Origin of the sequence: Terrabacter sp. C0L_2, assembly GCF_036352015.1 — a bacterium.
Classification (GTDB): domain Bacteria; phylum Actinomycetota; class Actinomycetes; order Actinomycetales; family Dermatophilaceae; genus Terrabacter; species Terrabacter tumescens.
This window is the reverse complement of the sequence record NZ_CP143557.1, coordinates 2,507,625-2,528,784: the sequence shown is the minus strand read 5'-3', so window position 1 is coordinate 2,528,784 and position 21,160 is coordinate 2,507,625. Positions and strand designations below refer to the sequence as shown.

Below are 21,160 nucleotides of genomic sequence, written 5' to 3'. Positions count from 1 at the left end.
GCGGGCTCCGATGAGCGCGCCGCTGACCCTGCCCTCCGACGTGCTGGCCCGGATGGTCGCCTCCGACCCCGGGCGGCCCCGTCTCACGTGGTACGACGACGGTCCGGGGCCGACCGCCGGCGAGCGCATCGAGCTGAGCGCCCGCGTCCTCGCCAACTGGGTGTCGAAGGCGGCGAACCTGCTCCAGGACGACGCCGCCGCGGGACCCGGCACGACGGTCGGGCTCGACCTGCCGGCGCACTGGCGCTCCCTCTACTGGGCGCTCGCGACGTGGTCGGTCGGTGCGACGGTCGTCGTCGGCTCCGACGGGGACGGATCCGACGGGGACGGGTCCGACGTGCTCGGGGCCGACGTGCTCGTCACCGACTCCCCCGCAGCCGCTGCGGCGCACGGCGGGGACGCGGTCCTCGTCTCGCTCCCGGCCCTGGCCCGCAGCCACCCGGAGGCCGGCGAGGCACCCGGCGCCGTCGACGAGGCCCGTGAGCTCGCCACCCACGGCGACCTCTTCTCCCCCATGTCGGACCCCGAGGCCGGCGACGTCGCCCTGGTCGCGGGAGGCGTCGACACGGCATACGGCTCGGTCGTGGTGCCCGACGACGGGTGGGGGCCCTCGCCCCGCGTCGCCCTCGCGGGTGGGCTCGAGCGCGTCCTGCGCGCCGCCCTGGCCGCCTGGTCTGCCGACGGGTCGATCGTGCTCGTGCGCGGTGACCGCACCGACCTCGCCGACCGCTTCGCGTCCGAGGGTGTCAGCGTCGACGCACGCGAGAACGCCTGAGCGTCAAGGGATCACGCGGACAGCCGGTCGAAGAGCGACCACGTCCGCGAGGCCACGACGCCGGTGCTCGCCAGCCCGGCGCGCGCCTGCGCCGCCTTGACGGCCTCACGCGTCGCGAGGTCGAAGACACCCGTCTGGCGCACGCCGAGGAGCCGCTGCACGGCCACCACCTGCGGTCCCGTGTCGCCGGCGCGCAGCACCGTGGAACGGTCGGCCACGAACGGGAAGTCACGTGCCTCGAACACGTCCCAGAGCTCGGGCGTCACGACTCCCGTCTGCGGCACGGCCAGCGACCGCTGGAGCGAGACGACCTTGTCGCGTGTCACCGTCCCGAAGACGCCGTCGACCGCGAGCCCGCCCAGGGCCCGCTGCAGGACGCGCACCGCCGCACCACGCGAGCCGGGCGCCAGCATCAGGCTCTTGTATGCCGTGTAGGTCGTGCCGACGTCGACGCTCGCGACCCCGGGGCTCGTGCGTGACGACGTGCTGGCGTAGGCGGTCATGGCGGGGCCCCTCCCGGTCGTGCTGGTCGTGCTGGTGGCGGTCGTGCTGGTCGTACGGGTGGTGGGCAGGTCCGCGGACGTCACCGTCGGGCGTGTCGTGCCGTCGGTGCTGACCGCGCTCACGGTGCTGACCGCGCCCGCGGGGGACGGCGAGGGCGGGCTCACGAGCACGACCGCCCGGGCCGTGCCGGTCCACCCCCGCAGGAAGAGCGTCTGCTGCGTCCTCGCGTCGGCGACGCCGGTCTGCGGCAGGCCGACGTACCGCTGGTAGGCCTTGACGCGGGCCTCCGTCAGGCTGCCGTAGTAGCCCGTCGTCGGGAGGGCGCCGAGCTTCGACTGGAGCGTCTTGACGGCAGCCGAGGTCATGCCGACGCGCAGGGTCGGGTAGGTGGGGGCCGGAGCGGACGCTGCCGCGGTGCCGGTCCAGCCACGCACCCAGAGCCGGGCCTGCGTCACCGGGTCGGCGATGCCGGTCTGCGGGAGGCCGACGAACTTCTGGTAGGCCGTGACCCGGGCCTGGGTCAGGCTGCCGTAGTAGCCCGTCGTCGGCAGCGCGCCGAGCTTCGACTGGAGGGTCTTGACCGCGGCGGAGGTCGTGCCGGGCCTCAGCGTCGGGTAGGCGTCGGTGACGCTCTTCCAGCCGCGAGCGGCGAGGATCTCCTGGGTGCGCAGGTCCGCGGTGCCCGTGCGGGGCAGACCGACGAACGCCTGGTAGGCAGTGACCCGCGCCTTGGTCTGGTCACCGTAGTAGCCGGTGGTGGGCAAATTGCCGAGCCGGACCTGCAGCTGGCGCACCGCCTCGGACCGCATGCCCGGCGACAGCACGACCGCCGTCGTCGGGACGGGCGTCGTCGGCGTGGTCGGCGTCGAGGGCGGCGTCGTCGGGAGCGTCGACCCGGCGCGCGGGAGCGAGGTGAGGTAGCTCGTGGTCGGGACACCGGTCCACCACGAGGTGCGCCCCGCGGCGCCGTCGTAGTTGAAGCTGAAGTGGATGTGGTCGGTGTGGGGAGAGCTGCCGTAGTAGGGCGCCCAGCCGCGCTCGGTCGCGTACGCCCGCCACATCTTGCGGTCGTGGATGATGTACATGATCCCGAACCGGCGCGCCATGGCGCCCTTGACGCCGTTCTTGTCCGGCCCGGTGAGCCAGGCGAGGACCGACTGCGCCACCGCCTCCTGCGAGGGGTTGTTCACGTTGAGCATCCAGTCCCAGGCGCGCCCGTCGTAGTGCTCCGAGGGGCCGCTGCCGCAGGTGCGGCCGATGAGACCTGTCGAGCCCATGCCGTAGTGCGAGGTCATGAGCCGCGCGAAGGCGAGCACCCCCGGCCGGGCGACCGGGTCGCAGATCGTCTGGCCCTGGTAGGGCACGTAGACGTCGAGGCCGCTGGGCAGGGTGCGCGTCGGAGGGGCCTGGACCGCTGCCGCCGGCTGCGCCGCCATCGGCACCGTCAGCGCGGGAAGGGCGAGGACGAGGCCCAGCGGGCGTCGGCGCAGGGCCATGGTGAACCTCTTCGACAGGCGGGAAACGAGTGGTGATCCGGGTTTACTCCCGCACCATTTATGCACTCCAGTCACAGGGACCACAAGGCGGTCCGGTGAATTACAGAGGTGTTCTTCTGGCGCCCGTCGAATGACACCGCTGTCATTCACGGGGGCCTCCGGAGCGGCCTCCCACCGGGGCACGGACGTCGCCTCGGCCGCGCGGCCGGCCCCACGGCATACGTGCTCGGCGACCACAGGTCGGGCCGATCGTGTGGGTCGACCCCACGGCACCACGGCCCCGCCGCGCGGATAGAGTCCGGCCATGGACAAAGTCGTCTCCACCCCACAGGAGGCCATCGCCGGGATCAGCGACGGAATGTCGCTCTCGGTTGGCGGTTTCGGCCTCTGCGGCATCCCTTCCGTGCTCATCGCAGCGATCCACGACGCTGGGCTCACCGACCTCGAGGCCGTCTCGAACAACTGCGGCGTCGACGACTGGGGGCTAGGAATCCTGTTGCGCGACAAGCGGATCCGCAGGATGGTCAGCTCGTACGTCGGCGAGAACAAGGAGTTCGAGCGGCAGTACCTCTCGGGCGAGCTCGAGGTCGAGCTGACGCCGCAGGGCACGCTCGCCGAGCGGCTGCGGGCCGGCGGGTCGGGCATCGGCGCCTTCTTCACGATGACCGGTGTCGGCACGCAGATCGCCGAGGGCGGACTCCCCTGGCGCTACGACGACGCCGGCAACATCGCCGTCGCCTCGCCGCCCAAGCAGACCCAGGACTTCGAGTGGATGGGCGAGACCAGGACCTTCGTCCTCGAGCAGGCCATCACGACCGACTTCGGCCTCGTCCGCGCGGCCAAGGGCGACCGCCACGGCAACCTCGTCTTCAACCAGTCCGCCCGCAACTTCAACCCGCTCTGCGCCATGGCCGGCCGCATTACGGTCGCCGAGGTCGAGGAGCTCGTCGAGCCCGGGCAGCTCGACCCCGACGAGATCCACCTGCCCGGCATCTTCGTGCAGCGCGTGCTCCCGCTGACGGCCGAGCAGGCCGCCGACAAGCGCATCGAGCGCCGCACGGTCCGCCCGCGCACCGCCTCCACCACGACCGAGCAGGAGTCCTGACATGGCACTGACCCGCGAGCAGATGGCCGCGCGCGCCGCCGCCGAGCTCTCCGACGGCGCCTACGTCAACCTCGGCATCGGCCTGCCCACCCTCGTGCCGAACTACGTGCCCGACGACGTCGAGATCGTGCTGCAGTCCGAGAACGGCATCCTCGGCGTCGGCGCCTATCCGCTCGACGGCGACGAGGACCCCGACCTCATCAACGCCGGCAAGGAGACCGTGACCCTGCGCAAGGGCGCGGCGTTCTTCGACTCGGCGACGAGCTTCGGGATGATCCGCGGTGGCAAGGTCGACGCCGCCATCCTCGGGGCCATGCAGGTCAGCGAGGGCGGCGACATCGCCAACTGGATGATCCCCGGCAAGATGGTCAAGGGCATGGGCGGCGCGATGGACCTCGTCCACGGCGCCAAGAAGGTCATCGTCCTCATGGAGCACAACGCTCGGGACGGCTCCTACAAGATCGTCAAGGAGTGCTCGCTGCCCTACACCGGCCGCGGTGTCGTCCAGCGCATCATCACCGACCTGTGCGTCCTCGACGTCACTCCCGAGGGCCTCGTGCTGCGCGAGCTCGCGCCCGGGGTGACCGAGGCCGAGGTGCGCGAGCGCACGGAGCCCGAGCTCATCAGCGGCCTGTAAGGCGCCTCGAGCAGGACGACGAAGGGCCCCTCCGACGCGCGGAGGGGCCCTTCGTCCGTGTCAGCCGCCGTAGTAGCCCATCAGGTCACCGATGACGGCGACCGAGCCCGACGTGCTGCTGACGGACACGCTCGAGGACCGGATGCCCGACACCGCAAGTCCCGAGATCGCCTGTCCCGGAGTCACATTGATGTTGGAGGTGACAGGTCGCGGTGATCCGGTCGGATAGAGCGTGAGCGCCGTCGGCAGCGTGGCGCCCGTGGCCGACAGTGACATCGCGACTCCGCTCGCCGAACCGGGGATGTTGCCGACCGACACGGCCAGGGCGCGCCCCCCGTCGAGCGGACCGTACCCCGTCCCCCATCCGTAGCGGGTGTCGAGCACCCGCCGCGGGCTGACCGGCGTGAACCGCGACCCCGTGCCGAGCACGAAGACGCCTTGCAGGTCCGCGACGACGTCGGTCGGTGCCGTCGCGTGGATGGTCACCGTGCCACCGGGACCGACGGGCACCGTCGCGAGGTTGGCGACGTTCTGTCCCTTCACGAAGTTGAGGTTCGAGGTGGCCGGCCGCCTCGACCCACCGGCATACGCCGTCAGGTAGCCCGACCCCTGCGCCCGGGTCACGGTGAGGTTGAGGTTGACGGCCCGCGTGCCCGCGGGCAGTCCCGGCAGGCTCAGCGTCAGCGGGCGGGACGGCTCGATGCGAGCCGCCGGCGCGCCGAGACCCGAGCGGGTGTCGAGGACCCGGCGGAAGCTGCCGACGAGCCCCGGCGACGACCCCGTGGAGTAGACGCCTGCGAGATCGGCGATGACGTGCACGCTGCCCCCGCCGTTGCGGATCGTGATCGCGCCACCGGCCCCGACGCCGACCGTGACGGCCGCCGCCGTCGTGCGACCCGGACCGGTGTTGAGCACCGACGAGCTGCGAGGCGCCACCCCGGCGGGGTAGACCGCGACCGACGTGGTGCGTGTCGCGGAGGTCGTCGTGAGGTTGAGCGTCACGGCCGTGACGTCCGACGGCAGGCCGGGCGGACGGATCGTGATCGTGCCGCCGGCGGTCAGCGGTGCACGCGCGGCACCCAGCCCACTCCGGGTGTCGAGGAAGCGCTTGGCCGGGAACGGGGTGTATCCCCCGGCGCGGCCGGCATACTGCCCGGCACGCCACTGGGACGCCGCGGACGAGCGGATGCCCGAGACCTGGGGGTATGCCGCGTCGCCCGGGCAGCTGGTCAGGCTGAGGTCGCGGTGACCCATGACGCGCGGCTTCGTCACCCGCACGCCAGCGTCGTAACGGGTGCTGCCCCCGGACGTCAGGGTGACCGAGGACGCGGGGTCGAACGCGCTGCGGTCGGCCTGCCACGCGACGACCTCGGCGACGGCGGTCCGGACGGCGCTCGGGAAGGAGACCGACGTGAAGTCGCCGATCACCGAGACGCCGAGGGTGACGTGGTTGAAACCGCCGGCCTGCGCTCCCTGCGTGAACCCGGAGAGGCCGCCCTTGCGGCCCTCGTAGATGCGGCCGAAACGGTCGACGAGGAAGTTGTAGCCGATGTCGCACCAGCCGCGGCTCTGGGTGTGGAAGGCAAAGATGCTGCGCATGAGGGCCGGCGCCTCGGCGGCGCTGTAGGTGTTGACGTTGACCGTGTGGTGCACGACCGCGGCCTTGAAGCCGGCGAGCGGGTCCGGCTGGCAGGGCATGAGGCTCTCGTCGGCGCCCCAGGCGCGACGCGACACGATGGCCGGGGCAGACACCGAGGCCGTCGCGGCAGCCACGCCCTGCGGGGTGCCGCTGGAGGTGGAGCCATCCACCGCTGGCGCAGCCTGGGTGTCCTGCGGGACCTCGGGAGCCAGCGTCGCGTCGGCCGGCGCACTGCCGCCGTCGACGACGCTCAGGGTGAGGTCGCGAGGGAGCGGGCCGCCGCGGTTCGAGACGCGCACGTCGACGCCGTCTGAATCGGCGGCCGCCACGGCCACCGAGCCTGCCTTCTGACGGCGGGCCTCGCTCGAGCCGGCGTCGGGCCCGTCCTCGGAGTCGAGCTCCACGGGCACCCAGGCGCTCCAGCCCTGCGAGGTCCGGGTGCGCAGCTCGATGCTCGTGCCGGCCGGGACGGTGCCGGAGAAGGTGACGCCCGCGACGTCGAACGGGATGCCCACCTTCGTCGTGGCAGCGGCGACCCGGTCCCCGGCCGCGGAGACCGCGCCACTCTTGCCGGGCGCCACCGCCGGGATCGGCAGGCGGGTCACGCGGGGCGCGACCGGCGGGCCCTGGGCGCCGAGAGCGGGTACATGCCCGGCGGCGGCGGACGCGGCTGCGGCTGCGGCTGCGGTGGAGGGAGTCGCCGAGGCGACCGAGGGAGCGACGGAGCCGAGCAGGGCGAGGAGCAGACCTGCGATCGCGGCTCGGTGAGCGACACGGTGACTGACACGGGGGCCGGCGAGCTGGCCGACGAGCCGGCCGACGCGTCGGGGAGGTGGGAGGGGGTGGGACGTCATCGGGAGACCTCTTACGTATGGGCGTTATATCCGTTTTCTCACCGTACGGCGTCGTTCACGAGGGTGGGGTCCTGGGCTGCTGTGGGCTGTCGTCAGACGGCAGGACGCGGCGCCTCCCGGCCCGGGTGCCGCCGTCGCACGGGCCTTGGGCGAGCCTCGCCCTGCCCGTGACGCACTAGGCTGTCGGGGTGGTCGGCGCCCTTCGGGCGGTCGTGGCGTCCGAGGATGCCCGCCGTCGGGGACTGCCGGCCGACTCGAGACTGCCGACAGAGGGATGGGTGCCAGGTGACCCGGAAGACGACCGACGACCGCTCCGGAGGTCGCCTGTGGGCTCTTCTCACACTCGTCACCTCGGTCGTGGCAGCGCTCGTACCCCTCGTCCACGAGCGGCGCTTCTACTTCTTCGGTGACACGCAGATCGGCGCGTTCGGCCAGTGGTACCACCTGGGGCAACAGCTCCGGGCCGGGCACTGGCCGCTCTTCGACCCGCAGGTGTGGGCGGCGGGCAACTTCGTGGCCGAGGGCCAGTGGGGCCTGTTCAGCCCCCTGACCGCCCTCATCGGCCTCCTTGCGTCCGCGACGCCCAACGCCGTCGTCTTCGCCACGCTCGTCAAGATCTCGCTGCTCGTGGCCGGGTCCCTCGGCACCTACGCCCTGGCCCGGTCCTACCGGGCGAGCCCACCCGCGGCCTTCGTCGCCGGCGTGGCCTCCGCGCTCGGTGGGGCGACGCTCTACCTCGAGTCCCCCTCGTGGGTCACGGGCCAGATGACCTGGGCACTGCTCCCCCTCTTCTGGTGGCAGCTGCGCCGGGTCGCCGTCCCCCTCCCCGACCGGCCCGAGCGGCCCGGGCGGCCGCACGGCGCCGTCCGCTGGGCGAGCCCGGCTGCGGTGCTCGTGCTCGGGTGGCTCATCGTCTCCGTCGGCTACGTCTACGGCACGCTCTACATCGTCCTCGTCGGGGTCGCGACGATCATCGACTGCGCGCTGGCCCGTCGATGGGGCGGTGCGCTGCGCGTCGTCCTCGTCGGGGTCATCTGCGGACTGCTCGCCGTCACGGTCTACCTCCCCGGCGTGCTGACCGCACCCGTCACGACGCGGCTCGGCTTCGAGATCATCAGCGACGGGCGCCTGCAGGGCACCCTGTCGGGCGTCATGACCTCGATGCTGCCCTTCACCGACCGCACCCAGCCCACGGCCTACATCGCGTGGTTCCTCCCCTTGCTCATGTGGGTCCGGGTCGACCGCCTGCGGCCGGTGCTGCGCGACCTCGTCGGCCTGCTCCTCGTGCTGCTCGTCATGCTCATGTGGTTGCTCGGCCCCAACCAGGTCGGACCCATCCGGTGGCCGATGCGCGTGCTGCCCATCGTCACGCTCCTCGTGGTGCTGACGGTCATGATCATCCTGTCGCGGGCGGGCGCATCCCGTCCCTCGGTCCGACGGCTGGTGGGCGCGCTCGGGGTGGCGTTCGTCGCGGGCTACCTCACGGTCTCGCGCTCGTGGGACGCCCGGTCGCTCATCGCCCTCGGCACGGCGCTCGTGCTCGTGGGTCTCGCGGTGACGTGGACCATCCTGCGCCTGCGCGCACCGGCGGGCGCCGAGGGCGCGCACCGCCGCACGACAGCGGCCCTGGCGTTCGTCGCGGTGTGGGGGCTCGTCGTCCTCGCCGTGCAGCTCCAGGCGTTCCCGAGCCCGTCGTCCAACGACCGGCACATGCCGGCCGCGGTGAGCGACTACTCCCGCCCCGCGTCCGCCGCTGAGGGCGACACCATCGTCATCGGCAACATCGAGAAGGTCCTCATCGCCGATCCTGCCGCGAGCCGCGACTTCCTCATGGCCAGCTCGTGGTACCTCAGCCCGCACCCCGTGCAGAGCACCTACACGACCATCGGCTACGAGACGTACACCAAGCGCTTCTGCGTGCTCTACAGCGGCAACCTCTGCCCCCGGGGCCTGACCGCACTGTTCGAGACCGACCCCGCCACCGGGAGCGTGCGGGCCGACCTGCTGTCGGTGAGCTCGCTCCAGCTGCTGCGCAAGGACTTCAAGGCCACCCGCCTCGAGAACCCGCCGGCGGGGTGGCACGTCGCCTACCGCAGCACGTATGCCGTCACCTGGGTCCGCGACCGCGTGCTGCCCCCGGCAGGCGGGGTCACGTGGGCCTCCGACGGGGTCGCGGTCTCGCAGACGAGCAGCGACGCGCGCTCGGTCACCTTCACCGTCGACAAGGTGCCGAGCGGCGGCGGGCGCGTGGTGCTGAGCCGGCTGCAGTGGCCGGGCTACACCGTGAGCGGTGCCTCGCTCGTGGACCCGACGGACGGCTACCTCGTCACCGTCGCCGTGCCGGCCGGTTCGGCCGGGCAGCAGGTGACCGTGTCGTTCAGCCCGCCCGGTTGGGCCCTGGAGCTGGCGACGCTCGTGGCGGCGGCGTTCCTGGCGCTCGCCTGGATCGTGGTCGCCGCCCTGCGCCGCCGCCGCCGGTCCACCCGAGCGAGTGGCACCGGCGCGAACGACTCCCCCGACGAGCCGGCGTCCCGGAGCGAGGACACGGGCGCACCGGGCAACGGGTCCGGGCCGTCCGACGGGTCCGAAAGGTCCGACCGGGAAGAGCAGTCGGCGACGCCGGCGGAGCCCGCTGAGTCCCCTCAGCCCTCCGAGCCGGAGCCCTCAGTGCGAGCGAAGCTGTAGCCGCTGCTGCAGGTCCTGCAGGGTCGAGGCGACCCCGGCCGGGAACGTCGTCAGCGTCCGCTGGTCGATCTCGGGCCACACGCGCGAGGTGAGGCTCAGGTCACGGGACTGGAGCGCCGAGACGGGTGAGGCGCCGAGCACGACGGCAGGGCGCCGGCGGAAGATCCGGCGCAGCTCGGCGATGACGGCGCCGATGGTGATGGCGCGCTGGGTGGCGAGGATCTTCGTCACGACGAGGGAGTCGCCGACCCCCTGCGCGGCGCGCTCACGTCGAGCGCGGTCGAGGCAGGCGAGCACCATCTGCGCGCAGTCCGGCGCATAGATGTAGTCGCGCAGCGTGTCGAGCGAGACCCAGATCGAGGCCGGCCGGCGCTCGAGGTGCGCCGCGCACAGCTGCGAGACCAGGCCCTGTGGCTTCGCGAGGTTCTGGCCAGGGCCGTAGAGGTTGGCGATGCGCCCGATGACGACGGCGCACCCTCCCCCGGCCCACTGGGTCACGGTCGCCTCGGCACGCAGCTTGGCCCAGCCGTAGTCGGCCAGCGGTCTCGTCGGGGAGAACTCGTCGTAGGGGGACGCACCGGCCCCGGCGTAGACCCCGCCGGCCGAGGAGGCGAGGAAGAACGCGCCGCGCGCCATCACCTCGCGCGGACCCTCCAGACCCCGCAGGGCGCTGACGAGGAGGTCGTGCTCGGTCTCGAACGACGCCGCCGACGTGCCGGTGACCCCGGCTCCCGCGCACCACACCACCTGCCACGGACGCCCGTCGGCGGACGCCACGAGGCGCCTCGCCGTCTGCTCCAGCGTCCGCGCGGCCGCGGCCGGGTCGGCCCAGGGCACCCGCGGGGCGTCGAAGAGCACGCCGCGGGGGCGCAGGGCCCGCACGACGTGCTGGCCGAGGAGACCACCGGCACCGACGACCCAGGTGAGCGGAGCGTCCCCGATCACGGTGGCCGCGTCGGTGCCCAGGTCGGTGACCACGTCGGTCCCCACACCGACGCCCGTGCCGGGACTCGCGTCGGAGCGTGCCTCGGGACCCACGTCAGGCCCCGCAGCCCGCTCGGCGTCGGCTCGTCACCGGGATCCCGGCCGCCGACCGAGGGGACCGTTCTTCGGGTCGCTGATGATGAGGTAGGGCGGCTTGCCCATGGCCATGCCCACGGCGACGCCGATGTACTCGGCGATGATGCCGAGCGAGAAGAGGATCGCGCCGGTGCTGAGCAGCACGACGACCATGTTGGAGGTCCAGCCCTCCGGGGTGGGCCGGCCCATCCCCGAGGAGATGACGAGGTAGAGCGCGAAGAGCACCCCGGCCAGGCCGAAGACGACGCCCAGCGCGCTCACGACGCGCAGGCCACGGGTGCCGCTCGAGAGCACGAGCCGCCAGAAGTGCGAGAGCAGCCGTCGCATGCTGTAGCCGGAGGGGCGGCCGCCCTCCTCGCGCAGCTCGATGTCGACGTGGGAGATGCGCCCGACGACCCACCCGAGGGCCACGTCGAGGTAGACGCCGGCGCCGGCATAGGCTGCCACGCTCCGACCCAGCTCACCGAGGACGAGCCGGTAGCTCTGGAAGGTCTGGACGGCGCCGCCCGCGAGGAAGCTCGCGAAGACCCACTTGGCACCCTTGGACGCGGCGTTGCGCAGGAACCCGTGCGGCGCCTCGTTGGTGGGCTCGGCGTAGACGAGGTGGGCGTTGTCGCGCAGCGCGACGTCGAGGAACCGCCCGATGTCGGCGGGGTCGTGCTGGCCGTCCTCGTCGAGCGTCACGATCCAGTCGCCGCTGCTCGAGGCCATGCCGGCGAGGGTGGCCGGGTGCTGGCCGTAGTTGCGGCTGAGCCAGATCGGTCGCACGAACGAGTGCTCGGCGGCGAGGGCGGCGATGGTGTCGGCCGAGGCGTCGGGCCCGTTGTCGTGGACCAGGAGCCACTCGGTCAGCTCCCAGCGGTGCCCGTCGGGAGAGACCTGCTCGCCGAGCAGCGCCGTCATCTCCTGGGCGAGCGTCGGGAGCGTCAGCTCGCCCTTGTAGACGGGTGTCACCACCGAGATCCGGTGCACGAGGTCGGGCTGCGGCGCAGGAAGGGGGCTTGACACGCTACGAGACTAAGGGATCCGGTGCCGGTGACCGACTCAGGCCTCGACCTGGTCGCGCACGAGGTCGGGGGGCGTCATCTTGTGCCCGAGCCAGATGTAGGCGAGGCGACGCACGTAGGCCATGGCACGCGCGAGGTTGTCACCGCGCAGCAGGTCGGCGCGCGAGAGCAGGCCGGGGTTCTGCTCGGCCAGGCGGTGGTGGAACCTCACGACCTGGTCGGACTGCTGACGGGCGAGGTCGACGCTCCACTGCGAGGCACTGAGGCGGAAGCTGGCGAGCGACTCGGGCAGGGCGTAGAAGTCCCCCAGCATGAGGACGTTGCAGAACGTCTGCTGGTCGATGACGTAGGGCTCGGTGTCGGCCCACCCACCGGCCCGCTCGAAGTCGGCCCGCCGCATGAGCACGCACGCGGGCTCGCCGAAGATGTTGGAGCCGACGATGACGGCGCGCCGCGCGGCGACCCGCCCGGGCTGGCGGCCCGTGAGGCCGGCGAGGCCGCGCGCCTGGGCGACCGTGGCACCGTGCGCGTCGATGAGGGTGCGCCGGCTGGACGCGAGCACGACCTCGGGGTTGGCCTCCATGGCCGCCACCTGCAGCTCGAGGCACCGGGGGTCGATGAGGTCGTCACCACAGACGAGCTTGAGGTACTCCCCCGTTGCCTCGCGGGTGACGCGCGACCAGTTGGCCGGCGCCCCTCCCCCGGCCGGCGTCTGCATGAGCCGCACGCGGTCGTCGGCGGCGTAGCGCTGGATGCGCTCCCACGTGTCGTCGGTGCTCGAGTGGTCGGCGACGAGCAGCTCGAAGTCCGTGAACGTCTGGGCCAGGATCGAGTCGAGGGTGGCCTCGATGAAGTCGGCGTTGTTGTAGGCGGGCACGACGACGGACACGGTCGGGGGCACGGCTCACTTCTCCTTGGCTGGTGCGTTGACGTCGAGGGGGTGGGCGGCGTCCGGCGTGGCCGCCCCTGCAGGAGTCGAGCCAGCCGGGGTCGCTGCGGCCCCCGCGTCGGGCCCGGGTTCGGAAGAGGCATCGGCCTCCGCCTCGGGGCGCCGGAACGAGTAGCGGTTGTGGCCGACCCAGCTGAAGATCGTCGTGATGAACGTGATGAGGCACTGTGACAGGAACGCCGGCCAGTGGAAGACGTGCACCATGACCCAGAGCATCACGAGGTTGACCGCGAACGCACTGATGTAGACGGTGCTGAAGCGGCCCAGGTCGCGCCAGACGTTGCCGTGGACCCGGAAGACGATCTTGCGGTAGAGCACGAACGCGCACAGGATCGAGAAGACGTAGGTGATCACGAGCGCGGGATAGTGGCCGTAGCCGTTCCACTTCGTGCCCAGCAGCGAGTCGAACAGCAGGAACCACAAGGTCCCGATGACGGTGTTGAGGCCGCCGACGAAGAGGAAGGCCACGCGCCGGTCCTTGATGACCCGCAGCAGCAGACCGTCCTCCCCGCTCACCCCGGGCGGCGCCTCCCCGTTCGAGCCTGCGTGGTCACCGGGGGCCGACCGGGCTCGGTCGTGTTCGGGAACCTGGGGCACCCGACGATGGTAGTGGCAGCGTCACGGCCGACCCAATCCTGCGGCCGGGAGGCGCGGCGCGACGGCTCAGGACAGGCCGGAGATGTGCTCGATGAGGCCGGTCGTGGACACGGAGGGAGTGCGCGGGAGGTAGACGACCTCGCAGACGTCCTTGACCCAGTCGAACCGGCCGGCCCAGTCGTCGCCCATGACGAGGACGTCGGCCCCGTGCTCGAGGATGTAGTCGCGCTTCTTCTCGAGGGACTCCTCGAGGAACACCGCGTCGACGACGCGCAGGCTGCTGATGATCTCGAGCCGCTCGTCCTCGTTGAAGACCGGCGCGCGCCCCTTCTTCGAGAAGTTCAGGGCGTCCGAGGACACCCCCACGACGAGCCGGTCCCCCAGCTCGGCCGCGCGCTGCAGCACTCGGACGTGCCCGACGTGGAACACGTCGAACGTGCCGAAGGTGATGACGGTCCTCTGAGACACAGGTCTCCTCCTCGAGGGCGGGTGCGCGAGCGGCGAGGCTGCGGTGGCGGCGAGCGTTCGGCGGCCGCGGTCGCGGGCCGAAGGGTCCGAGGCTACCGCCTGGACCTCCCGGCCCTCGACCGAGCCGAACCGAGCGCGTGCGTGGCCGCCTCGGCCAGGGTCGTGTCCACGAGCCCTGCGCCGTCGCTGGGCCGGCCGCCCCGGAGCACGGCCTCGGCGATCCGGGCGGGGTCGATGCCGGCCAGCTCGACGCCACGGGGCCGCGGCGACGCGTCGCTGGCCACGACCCGGGCCCCCATGGCGAGCGCCTCGCGGACGATGACGGAGTCGCCGTCCCAGCTCGTCGGCCGCAGCAGGACGCCGGAGCGGGCCAGGATCGCGTTGACCTTCTCGGCCGGCACGTCGAACTCGAGCTCGACCCAGTCGAGGTCGGCGACCTCGGACCGCAGGCGCGCCAGCTCGGCACCCTCGTGCCCGTAGGCGAGCAGGTGCAGGGTGGCGTCGGGCCACTCCGACCGCACCTGCCGCACCGCCTCGACCCCGGCCTGGGCGTTGTAGTGCGCCAACCCGGAGTTCGTGGCGAGGGCCAGGGCGTGCGGGTCCCTCGTCTCGGCCCCTCGGCTCGCGACCGCGCGGGCGTCGAAGGGCGTCACGACGGTGGTGCGTGCGGCCAGGGTCTCGGGCAGCAGGTCACGGATCGCGGCGTTGACGACCCAGAGCTCGTCGAAGACGTGCAGAGCGCGCAGCACCACGGCCCGCTGGGCCGGACGCATGGCGGCCAGCTGCCCTTCCGTCGAGCCCGAGTGCAGGACGAGGGCCTTGGTGCCGGGCAGCACCGGGAGCACCGGGGCGAGCTGGGCCGCACGCCACAGCCGGGTGATGTGCAGGACGTGGAGCGCCCGCCCGCGCAGGAGCGACGGCACGGCGCGCACGGCCCGGGCCAGCGACCCCGTGTCGACGTAGCTGACGTCGTGGCCGGCGGCCCGGAGCACCTCGGTCATCTGGCGGTGGCTCGTCATGACGCCCCCGACCTCGCCGCGCTCCTGGGCCCACTGGACGACCCGCTGCGGCTCGAGGGGGCTGTCGGCGCCCCGACGCTCCGGCTGGTCCGCGTGCTGCGGGTTCGGTTGCTCCGCCGGCATCAGTCGAGCCTCGAGCTCGTGAGGACGCCGACGAGGTGCCCGGCGGCGGTGAGCAGGGCGAGGGGGATCATGACGACGACCAGCACCTGCGTGCCGAGCACGTCACCGCGGACGAGGTCGACGACCGCAGCGGCGAGGGCGAGCAGGCTGGCCTCCACGGCGACGAAGGCCCGGAAGAACGGCAGGTGCCCGGCCGCCCGGCGCACGCGCGCGATGCCGGACACCTTCGAGGCCGCCGTCTGGGCGACGTCGTCGAGCAGCGGTCGGCCGGTCTTGGCCCGCGCGACGATGACGAGGTCGGTGAACGCCTTGTTGACGAGCACGACGACGGCCACGAACAGTCCGGCGACGGTGAACGCCCCGAGGTCGAGGGGGTGGGCCGGGGTCCACTCGTCGGCGCGCAGCCCGATCGCGATCGGGATGGCGGCCTCGGTGACGTAGTGACCGATGCGGTCGAGGTAGATGCCCGCGGGCGAGAACCGCTGGCGCCACCGCGCCACCTCGCCGTCGGAGCAGTCGAGCAGGATCTGCAGCTGCATCGCGACGACGGCGACGACCGGACCCACGATCCCGCCGAACGGGATGGCCGCGGCGCCGAGCACGCCGACGAGGATCATCAGCCAGGTGACCCCGTTGGGGCTGATGCGGGTGGGCAGCAGCGCCCTCGTGGCGTAGATCGAGATGTGCCGGATGTAGAGCGCCCCGGCCCAGTGCTCCGCGTTGTAGCGGGCGATGTGCTCGGGCGGCTGGGCCACGGCCTTGAGCTCGTCGATGCTAGGGCGGTCGTTCGAGGGGTCGTGGGTCACGGGCACCTATCCTGCCCTGTCGACGGCCGTGGTGATGAACCCGCCGGAGCGGAGGTCGCAGAGGTCACGGCGGCGGGTCGTAGGACGCAGGCGGGAGTCGGACCGGACTCCGGCCGCGGCGGGCCGGCGGTCACGGGTTCGAGCAGTTGCGGTCGGTGCTGCGGCCGATGAGCGTGTAGTCCAGGCCGGTCAGGGTGGTCCGCCGGACGCGTACGACCTCGCCGGGATAGGGCTCGCGGTGAGTCGGCCGCGGTGCGAACTGGCCGTTGACGCAGACCCGCGCGTCCTGGAAGAGCGTCGTGACCCACGACGAGTAGCCGAGCTCGCGACGGGGGTCGTAGATCACCGGGGTGGGCTGGTGCAGCCCGAACCACTCGTAGCCGGCGTCGACGGTCTCGGCCGTGTAGCCGGCGCGCACCGCCTGCTCGCCGAGGCTCCACTTGGCACCGTCGAACGTCGCCGACGCGTCCACCTGGGTCACCCCGACCGCGGCGAGCAGCACGAGGCCGACCGCGGACACGATCGTGCCCGCACGCTGCGGTCGGCGTGAGCGCGAGACGTGCAGCCCCGCCGCGGCGAGGAACGGGATCGAACCGATGACGTAGCGGTCGAGGGGCCGGGCGTGGGTGATGAGGCAGACGACGATCGTGAGTGCGACGCCGGCGACGCCGAACACGAGCGCGAGCCGTGGGGCTGGGTCGATCCCCCGCTGCCGGCGCGGTCCGACGGGCTCCTCCGCCGCCAGGGAGTCGGGCGACAGCGTGCGCGAGCGCCGACGCAGCAGGTCGGTCGCATGGACGACGGCGAAGGTCAGGAGCAGCGCCGTCGACACGTTGGCGACGGCCATGATGCACCACCAGACCTGCTCGGAGAAGACGCGAGGGGCAGACCCCGCGAGGGTGCCCGAGTAGGACCCGCCGAGGCGGAGGTAGTTGCCGAGCAGCAGCGGGTATCGCAGCACGTGCGCCGTGAGCGTGAAGCCGACGACCAGCGCCACCGGCAGGGGCCACCAGCGCCGGAGGCGACGCCACCCACCGCCCCTCCAGACGGCCAGGGCGACCGGGAAGAGCATGAAGCCCGTCGTGGTCAGCAGGCCCACGGTGACGTAGGCCACCCGCTGGCCGAGCTCGATCTGCGCCGAGAGGGCGCGGGGCTCGGTGACGAGCGTGCCGCGCCAGACCACGAGAGCTGCCGCGGCGGCGCACCAGACGAGGCCGGCTGCGACGAGCCCGAGCAGGACGCGGCGGACCTGCGGGTCGTCGCGGCGTCGCCACGGCGCGCCTCCGGGTCCGTGCACGCGGTAGGCGGTGAGCAGGATGGCGGCCGGTGCGGCGAGGGCGTACTCGCGCACGCTGAAGGCCGCCAACGACAGGGCGAGCGACCACACGAGCCACCCCCAGCGCAGGCGTGGACCCCGAAGCGCCGGGACCGCGGCGCAGAGTGCGAGCACCTGCAGGGCGAGGGCCGGCACCTCGGACATGAACGAGACGCTGAGCCCGCCCCACAGCGGGCCGACGGCGAGGCAGGCCACGCTCGCGACGGCCCACGTGACCGGAAGGAAGTGGCGCAGGAAGAGGTAGGAGGAGGCGAGCGTGACGGCGGACAGCAGGGCCACCGCGATCTGCAGCGCCGCGACGGACTCGCCGAAGACGGCGATGACCGGCTGGGCGGCGACGATCTGCCCGACGAGGAGGGTGCTCGTGTAGGGGTCGACCTCGAGGTGGCCGGTCCGGAAGAACTCGAACGCGAGACGGTAGTAGACCCAGTCGTCGTTGCGCGCGGCGCCGAGGGCCCCGTGCACGGCGGCGTTGACGACGTAGAGCGCCGCGACGGCGAGCGCGACCACCCAGGCGAGAGCCATCTCGCGCCTCGAACGACGGCCGGCACCTGAGCTCCCCCACCGCTCGCCCACGAGCGCCGACCACGTCTTCATCCTTGTTGTGCCTTCCTCCCGAGGTGCTGGCGCCAGAAGGTCATGGACTCCCCAACGGAGAGGGCGGCGAGCACGAGCGCCCCGACCACCAGTGCCATGGCCGGAGCCGCCAGACTGCCTCCGATCCCTGAGAGAACGACGATACGGACCTCAAAGCCGGTCAGGTGGCGAAGCCACGCCGCTCCGCCCCGACCGGTCTCGCGCAGGCGGTAGACGTTGTCGTAGGCGCGCCAGCACACGACGGCGAGCCAGGCGTAGGCAGCGGCGCGCGCATCGGTGTCGAGGCCGGCGGCGAGCAGGAGCGCCGCCGCCTCCACGGCCAGCAAGGCCCCGGGCAGCTGCCATGCGAGTCGGGAGGTCCCCGAGGGCCGGGGCAGCACGGCGAGGTCGCACAGGTCTGCCAGCTGGTGGTCGGGGCGGTCGCGGCGGAAGCCGTCGCGTCCCGTGACCGCGCGCGCCAGCCGGCCGGTCTGCGTCCAGGCGAGCGCGAGGACCGAGGCGACACCGAGGGCCCAGAGCACCACGGCCGGGCTCATGGTGAGCAGCCCGAGCGACATGATGAGGTAGCGCTCGGCGACGGGCAGGTGAAGCACCTGCTTCGCGTCGCGCACCAGACGGGCCCGGGGGCCGGGCGGCGACGGGACGGCTGTCGGGAGGCCGGCGCCCGCCTCGACGGGATGCTCCGGCCAGCCGTCCCCGCCGAGCAGCTGCGCCCGCCCGCGCATGGCATACGCGTGGTCCTCGACGTGGCGCACGGCGAAGATCGCGAGGACGACGATCGCGAGCCACCACAGGTCGCTGCCCCGACGCGCGGCGACCCACGCAAGGGCCGCGACCATGGCGAATTCCTTGACGCGGTCGCTCACCGCGTCGAGCCAGGCGCCGAGGGAGCTGGAGACGCGGGTGAAGCGGGCGATCTCCCCGTCGACGCAGTCGACGACGAGCGAGGCCTGCAGCAGCACCGCGCCGAGCAGCCAGGCCCACCACAGCCCGGTCGCGACGGCCGCGCACGCGGCGAGGCCGAGGCCGAGGCTGACGCCGGTCACGACGTTGGGTGACCAGTCACGACCGAGGCCGTATGCCGTGAGGCGGCGTGAGATCGGACGGATCGCCAGCGTCGAGAACACCCCGTCGTTGCCCCGCGAGGCGGCGCGAAGGCGTTGCTGCCAGGGCGAGCCGGGCGCCCCGGCGACGTGCCAGGCCCCGCGACGGACCTGCTGGTGGGCCAGGGTCACGGCCCGGACGGCGAGACCCGCGCGGACGGCCGCGAGCAGCGCGACGTCGAAGGCGTCGGACGCATCGGCACCGTCGAGGACGAGAGGGTCGGTCCCGGCGAGGGCGGCGAGGGTGTCGGCCAGCGCGGCACGGTCGGCAGCGCGCACGCGCAGGGCGCCCGCGGCATACGCCGTCGGGCCGGCGACGGGCTGTCCGGCCGCGCCCACCCCGACGACCAGGCGCCGGGCCGGCGACACCCGGACGGCGGCCGGCACGGACGTGCGGTCGGCGACCGCGGCCCCGTCGACGACGAGGGCTGCGGTGGCGTCGGCGCCGTCGAGGACGTCGAGGAGCGCGACAGGACTCACGGCCAGGTCGGCCGCCACGAGCACGAGGGGCGCCGTGTCGTCGGAGCGCGCCAGGTCGGCGAGCTGCGCGAGCACGGTCGGGAGGTCCCCACCGACGAGGTGGGGCACGAGCCCGTAGTCCTCGGCGAGCCGGCCCGGCTCGCTGCGGCCGTGGTCGACGCCCCCCTCACCGAGGGCGACGAGCGCCCCACCGGCGGAACGGCCCCGAAGGGCCCGAGCGCGCGCACTCCCGACGAGGGGTGGCTCGCTCCAATTCACCTCGTCGCGTCCACGTCGGCGTTGTACTGCTCGATGATCTCCTCGACGGGGCCGTCACCGACGAGGCTGCCCTGCCGGAGGTACAGCCCGCGCTCGGCGAAGCGGCGCAGGTCGGCCTCGCTGTGCGACACCATGAAGAGGGTCTTGCCGCCCGCGAGCATGTTCTCCATGCGGACGTAGCACTTCTCGCGGAAGGCACGGTCACCCACGGCGAGCACCTCGTCGACGAGCACGATCGGCTCGTCGAGGGTCGTGATCAGCGCGAACGCGAGACGCACCTGCATGCCCGACGAGAAGTGCCGGTAGGCCATGTCCATGCCGGCGCGCACCTGGGGACCGGCGAAGTCGACGATCTCGTCATAGCGCTCGTCCATCTGGGCCTTGCTGAGGCCGTGCAGGCCGCCGGCGAGGTAGAGGTTGTCACGGGCCGTCAGCTCACCGAGGAAGCCACCGGTCAGCTCGATGAGCGGGGCCACTCCCCCGCGCACCTTGACGCCGCCCTCGTCGGGGATCATCACGCCGGCGATCATCTTCAGCAGCGTGCTCTTGCCGCTGCCGTTGCCTCCGACGAGGCCGACGGCCTCACCCGCCTTGACGGTGAACGAGACGTTGCGCAGCGCCCAGAAGGTGTCCTTGGGCGCGGTGTTCTTGCCCTTGAGGACGATCTCGCGCAGCGACATCTTGCGGCGGCGGCTGCGGTAGAACTCGATGCCGAGGTCGTGGGCCTCGATGACGGTACGCATCAGATTTCCTTGAGCACGGGGGCCTCGAGACGCCGGAACACGATGGTCCCGGCCACGAGGGTGATGAACGTGATGACGACCGAGGAGAGGATGGCGGGCACGTTGAGCTCGTGCGGGAAGAAGCCCCCGCGGTACATCTCGAGGATCCCGGCCATCGGGTTGAGCAGCAGGATCTTCTGCAGGAACGGCGGGGCCGCGTGGACGCCGTAGATGATCGGTGTCGCGTAGAAGCCCATCCGCAGGGCGATGCGCACGATCCTCGGCATGTCGGTGAAGATCACCGTCACGGGCGCGAGGATCAGGCCGAGCCCGACCGAGAGCAGGAACTGCAGCACGATCGCCAGCGGGAACAGCAGGACCCGGTAGTGCACCGTCGTCTGCCCCGCGATGACGAAGTAGATCGCGAAGCCCGCCAGGACCGGCAGGGACAGCACGAACTCGATGCCCTTGGCGATGACGATGCGCACGACCCACAGCTCGCGTGGCAGGTTGGTCGACCGCACGAGCCTGGCCTCCGCCAGCAGCGCACGGGAGGTCTCGGTCGCGCACTGGGAGAACCACTGCCAGGCCAGCACGCCCACGAGGATGAAGAGCACGTAGGGCTGGTAGCCCACGCGACGGGCCTCGAAGATGTAGGTGAAGACCACGAAGTAGATCGCCGCCATGGCCAGCGGGTCGATGATCGTCCACAGATAGCCGATGGGGCTGCTGGCGTACCGCACGCGCAGGTCGCGACGCACCAACGTGTCGAGCACCTGCCTCCGGGCGATGACGCCGCGCGCCTGGGGCAACAGGATCATGCGAGCGGGTCCTACCTTCTCGTTTCGGAGCGGTCGGCGGTGACCATCAGGGTCACCGCCGATGGGCAGTCTAGGCCCCGCTCCCGCGTGGGGGCGCAC

Annotated in this window: 17 protein-coding genes; 4 read left to right on the top strand and 13 right to left on the bottom strand. The window is 72.5% G+C overall.

What is annotated here, in order from left to right; translation table 11 throughout:
- Positions 1-10 precede the first annotated feature (10 nt).
- On the top strand, positions 11-775 hold the full coding sequence (locus U5C87_RS11590; RefSeq protein WP_330472747.1) for a TIGR03089 family protein: 765 nt from the start codon (positions 11-13) through the stop codon (positions 773-775).
- An 11-nt stretch (positions 776-786) separates the two neighbouring features.
- On the opposite strand, the gene U5C87_RS11585 is transcribed toward U5C87_RS11590, so the two are convergent.
- Positions 787-2,775 carry a peptidoglycan-binding domain-containing protein gene (locus U5C87_RS11585; RefSeq protein WP_330472746.1) on the bottom strand — a complete coding sequence of 663 codons (1,989 nt, stop codon included), beginning with the start codon at positions 2,773-2,775 and terminating at the stop codon, positions 787-789.
- Between the two features lie 304 nt (positions 2,776-3,079).
- Here U5C87_RS11585 and U5C87_RS11580 point away from each other — a divergent pair, with 304 nt between their 5' ends.
- Positions 3,080-3,880, top strand: a complete 801-nt coding sequence (locus tag U5C87_RS11580; RefSeq protein ID WP_030203031.1) for a CoA transferase subunit A — start codon at positions 3,080-3,082, stop codon at positions 3,878-3,880.
- Between the two features lies 1 nt (position 3,881).
- Positions 3,882-4,517: a CoA transferase subunit B gene (locus U5C87_RS11575; RefSeq protein ID WP_030203034.1), complete on the top strand. Its 636-nt coding sequence runs from the start codon at positions 3,882-3,884 to the stop codon at positions 4,515-4,517.
- Positions 4,518-4,577: 60 nt separating this feature from the next.
- On the opposite strand, the gene U5C87_RS11570 is transcribed toward U5C87_RS11575, so the two are convergent.
- Positions 4,578-7,010 carry an N-acetylmuramoyl-L-alanine amidase gene (locus tag U5C87_RS11570; protein WP_330472745.1) on the bottom strand — a complete coding sequence of 811 codons (2,433 nt, stop codon included), beginning with the start codon at positions 7,008-7,010 and terminating at the stop codon, positions 4,578-4,580.
- Between the two features lie 285 nt (positions 7,011-7,295).
- Between U5C87_RS11570 and U5C87_RS11565 the strand changes: the two genes are divergently transcribed.
- Positions 7,296-9,695, top strand: coding sequence for a hypothetical protein (locus U5C87_RS11565; protein ID WP_330472744.1), 2,400 nt, complete (start codon positions 7,296-7,298; stop codon positions 9,693-9,695).
- Here U5C87_RS11565 and U5C87_RS11560 read toward each other — a convergent pair.
- The 11 genes from U5C87_RS11560 to U5C87_RS11510 form a co-directional block, all read right to left on the bottom strand.
- Positions 9,675-10,673 carry an NAD-dependent epimerase/dehydratase family protein gene (locus U5C87_RS11560; RefSeq protein WP_330472743.1) on the bottom strand — a complete coding sequence of 333 codons (999 nt, stop codon included), beginning with the start codon at positions 10,671-10,673 and terminating at the stop codon, positions 9,675-9,677. The two genes, U5C87_RS11565 and U5C87_RS11560, sit on opposite strands and share 21 nt — an antisense overlap.
- Before the next feature lie 93 nt (positions 10,674-10,766).
- Positions 10,767-11,783 (bottom strand): glycosyltransferase, encoded by a 1,017-nt coding sequence (locus U5C87_RS11555; protein ID WP_330472742.1) that lies wholly within the window; start codon positions 11,781-11,783, stop codon positions 10,767-10,769.
- Between the two features lie 36 nt (positions 11,784-11,819).
- Positions 11,820-12,683, bottom strand: a complete 864-nt coding sequence (locus tag U5C87_RS11550; RefSeq protein ID WP_330472741.1) for a glycosyltransferase family A protein — start codon at positions 12,681-12,683, stop codon at positions 11,820-11,822.
- Between the two features lie 3 nt (positions 12,684-12,686).
- Positions 12,687-13,328, bottom strand: coding sequence for a GtrA family protein (locus U5C87_RS11545; RefSeq protein WP_330472740.1), 642 nt, complete (start codon positions 13,326-13,328; stop codon positions 12,687-12,689).
- Between the two features lie 66 nt (positions 13,329-13,394).
- Positions 13,395-13,796, bottom strand: a complete 402-nt coding sequence (locus tag U5C87_RS11540) for an adenylyltransferase/cytidyltransferase family protein (protein ID WP_330472739.1) — start codon at positions 13,794-13,796, stop codon at positions 13,395-13,397.
- A gap of 92 nt (positions 13,797-13,888) precedes the next feature.
- Entirely contained in the window at positions 13,889-14,938 is a 1,050-nt protein-coding gene (locus tag U5C87_RS11535; RefSeq protein ID WP_330472738.1) for a glycosyltransferase, read from the bottom strand.
- Complete coding sequence (locus U5C87_RS11530) at positions 14,938-15,750, bottom strand: CDP-alcohol phosphatidyltransferase family protein (RefSeq protein WP_330472737.1); 813 nt, start codon at positions 15,748-15,750, stop codon at positions 14,938-14,940. Before U5C87_RS11530 ends, U5C87_RS11535 begins: the two co-directional genes overlap by 1 nt.
- A gap of 124 nt (positions 15,751-15,874) precedes the next feature.
- Positions 15,875-17,677: an ArnT family glycosyltransferase gene (locus U5C87_RS11525; protein ID WP_330472736.1), complete on the bottom strand. Its 1,803-nt coding sequence runs from the start codon at positions 17,675-17,677 to the stop codon at positions 15,875-15,877.
- Positions 17,674-19,518 carry a CDP-alcohol phosphatidyltransferase family protein gene (locus U5C87_RS11520; protein WP_330472735.1) on the bottom strand — a complete coding sequence of 615 codons (1,845 nt, stop codon included), beginning with the start codon at positions 19,516-19,518 and terminating at the stop codon, positions 17,674-17,676. Before U5C87_RS11520 ends, U5C87_RS11525 begins: the two co-directional genes overlap by 4 nt.
- Positions 19,515-20,261: an ABC transporter ATP-binding protein gene (locus tag U5C87_RS11515; protein WP_330472734.1), complete on the bottom strand. Its 747-nt coding sequence runs from the start codon at positions 20,259-20,261 to the stop codon at positions 19,515-19,517. The genes U5C87_RS11520 and U5C87_RS11515 overlap by 4 nt, the downstream gene beginning before the upstream one ends.
- Positions 20,261-21,061 carry an ABC transporter permease gene (locus U5C87_RS11510; protein WP_330472733.1) on the bottom strand — a complete coding sequence of 267 codons (801 nt, stop codon included), beginning with the start codon at positions 21,059-21,061 and terminating at the stop codon, positions 20,261-20,263. Before U5C87_RS11510 ends, U5C87_RS11515 begins: the two co-directional genes overlap by 1 nt.
- Positions 21,062-21,160: the final 99 nt, after the last annotated feature.

Coding starts and splice junctions, on each gene's coding strand:
- U5C87_RS11590 (WP_330472747.1), top strand. CDS start 11: ATGAGCGCGCCGCTGACCCTGCCCTCCGACGTGCTGGCCCGGATGGTC.
- U5C87_RS11585 (WP_330472746.1), bottom strand. CDS start 2,775: ATGGCCCTGCGCCGACGCCCGCTGGGCCTCGTCCTCGCCCTTCCCGCG.
- U5C87_RS11580 (WP_030203031.1), top strand. CDS start 3,080: ATGGACAAAGTCGTCTCCACCCCACAGGAGGCCATCGCCGGGATCAGC.
- U5C87_RS11575 (WP_030203034.1), top strand. CDS start 3,882: ATGGCACTGACCCGCGAGCAGATGGCCGCGCGCGCCGCCGCCGAGCTC.
- U5C87_RS11570 (WP_330472745.1), bottom strand. CDS start 7,010: ATGACGTCCCACCCCCTCCCACCTCCCCGACGCGTCGGCCGGCTCGTC.
- U5C87_RS11535 (WP_330472738.1), bottom strand. CDS start 14,938: ATGCCGGCGGAGCAACCGAACCCGCAGCACGCGGACCAGCCGGAGCGT.
- U5C87_RS11525 (WP_330472736.1), bottom strand. CDS start 17,677: ATGAAGACGTGGTCGGCGCTCGTGGGCGAGCGGTGGGGGAGCTCAGGT.
- U5C87_RS11515 (WP_330472734.1), bottom strand. CDS start 20,261: ATGCGTACCGTCATCGAGGCCCACGACCTCGGCATCGAGTTCTACCGC.
- U5C87_RS11510 (WP_330472733.1), bottom strand. CDS start 21,061: ATGATCCTGTTGCCCCAGGCGCGCGGCGTCATCGCCCGGAGGCAGGTG.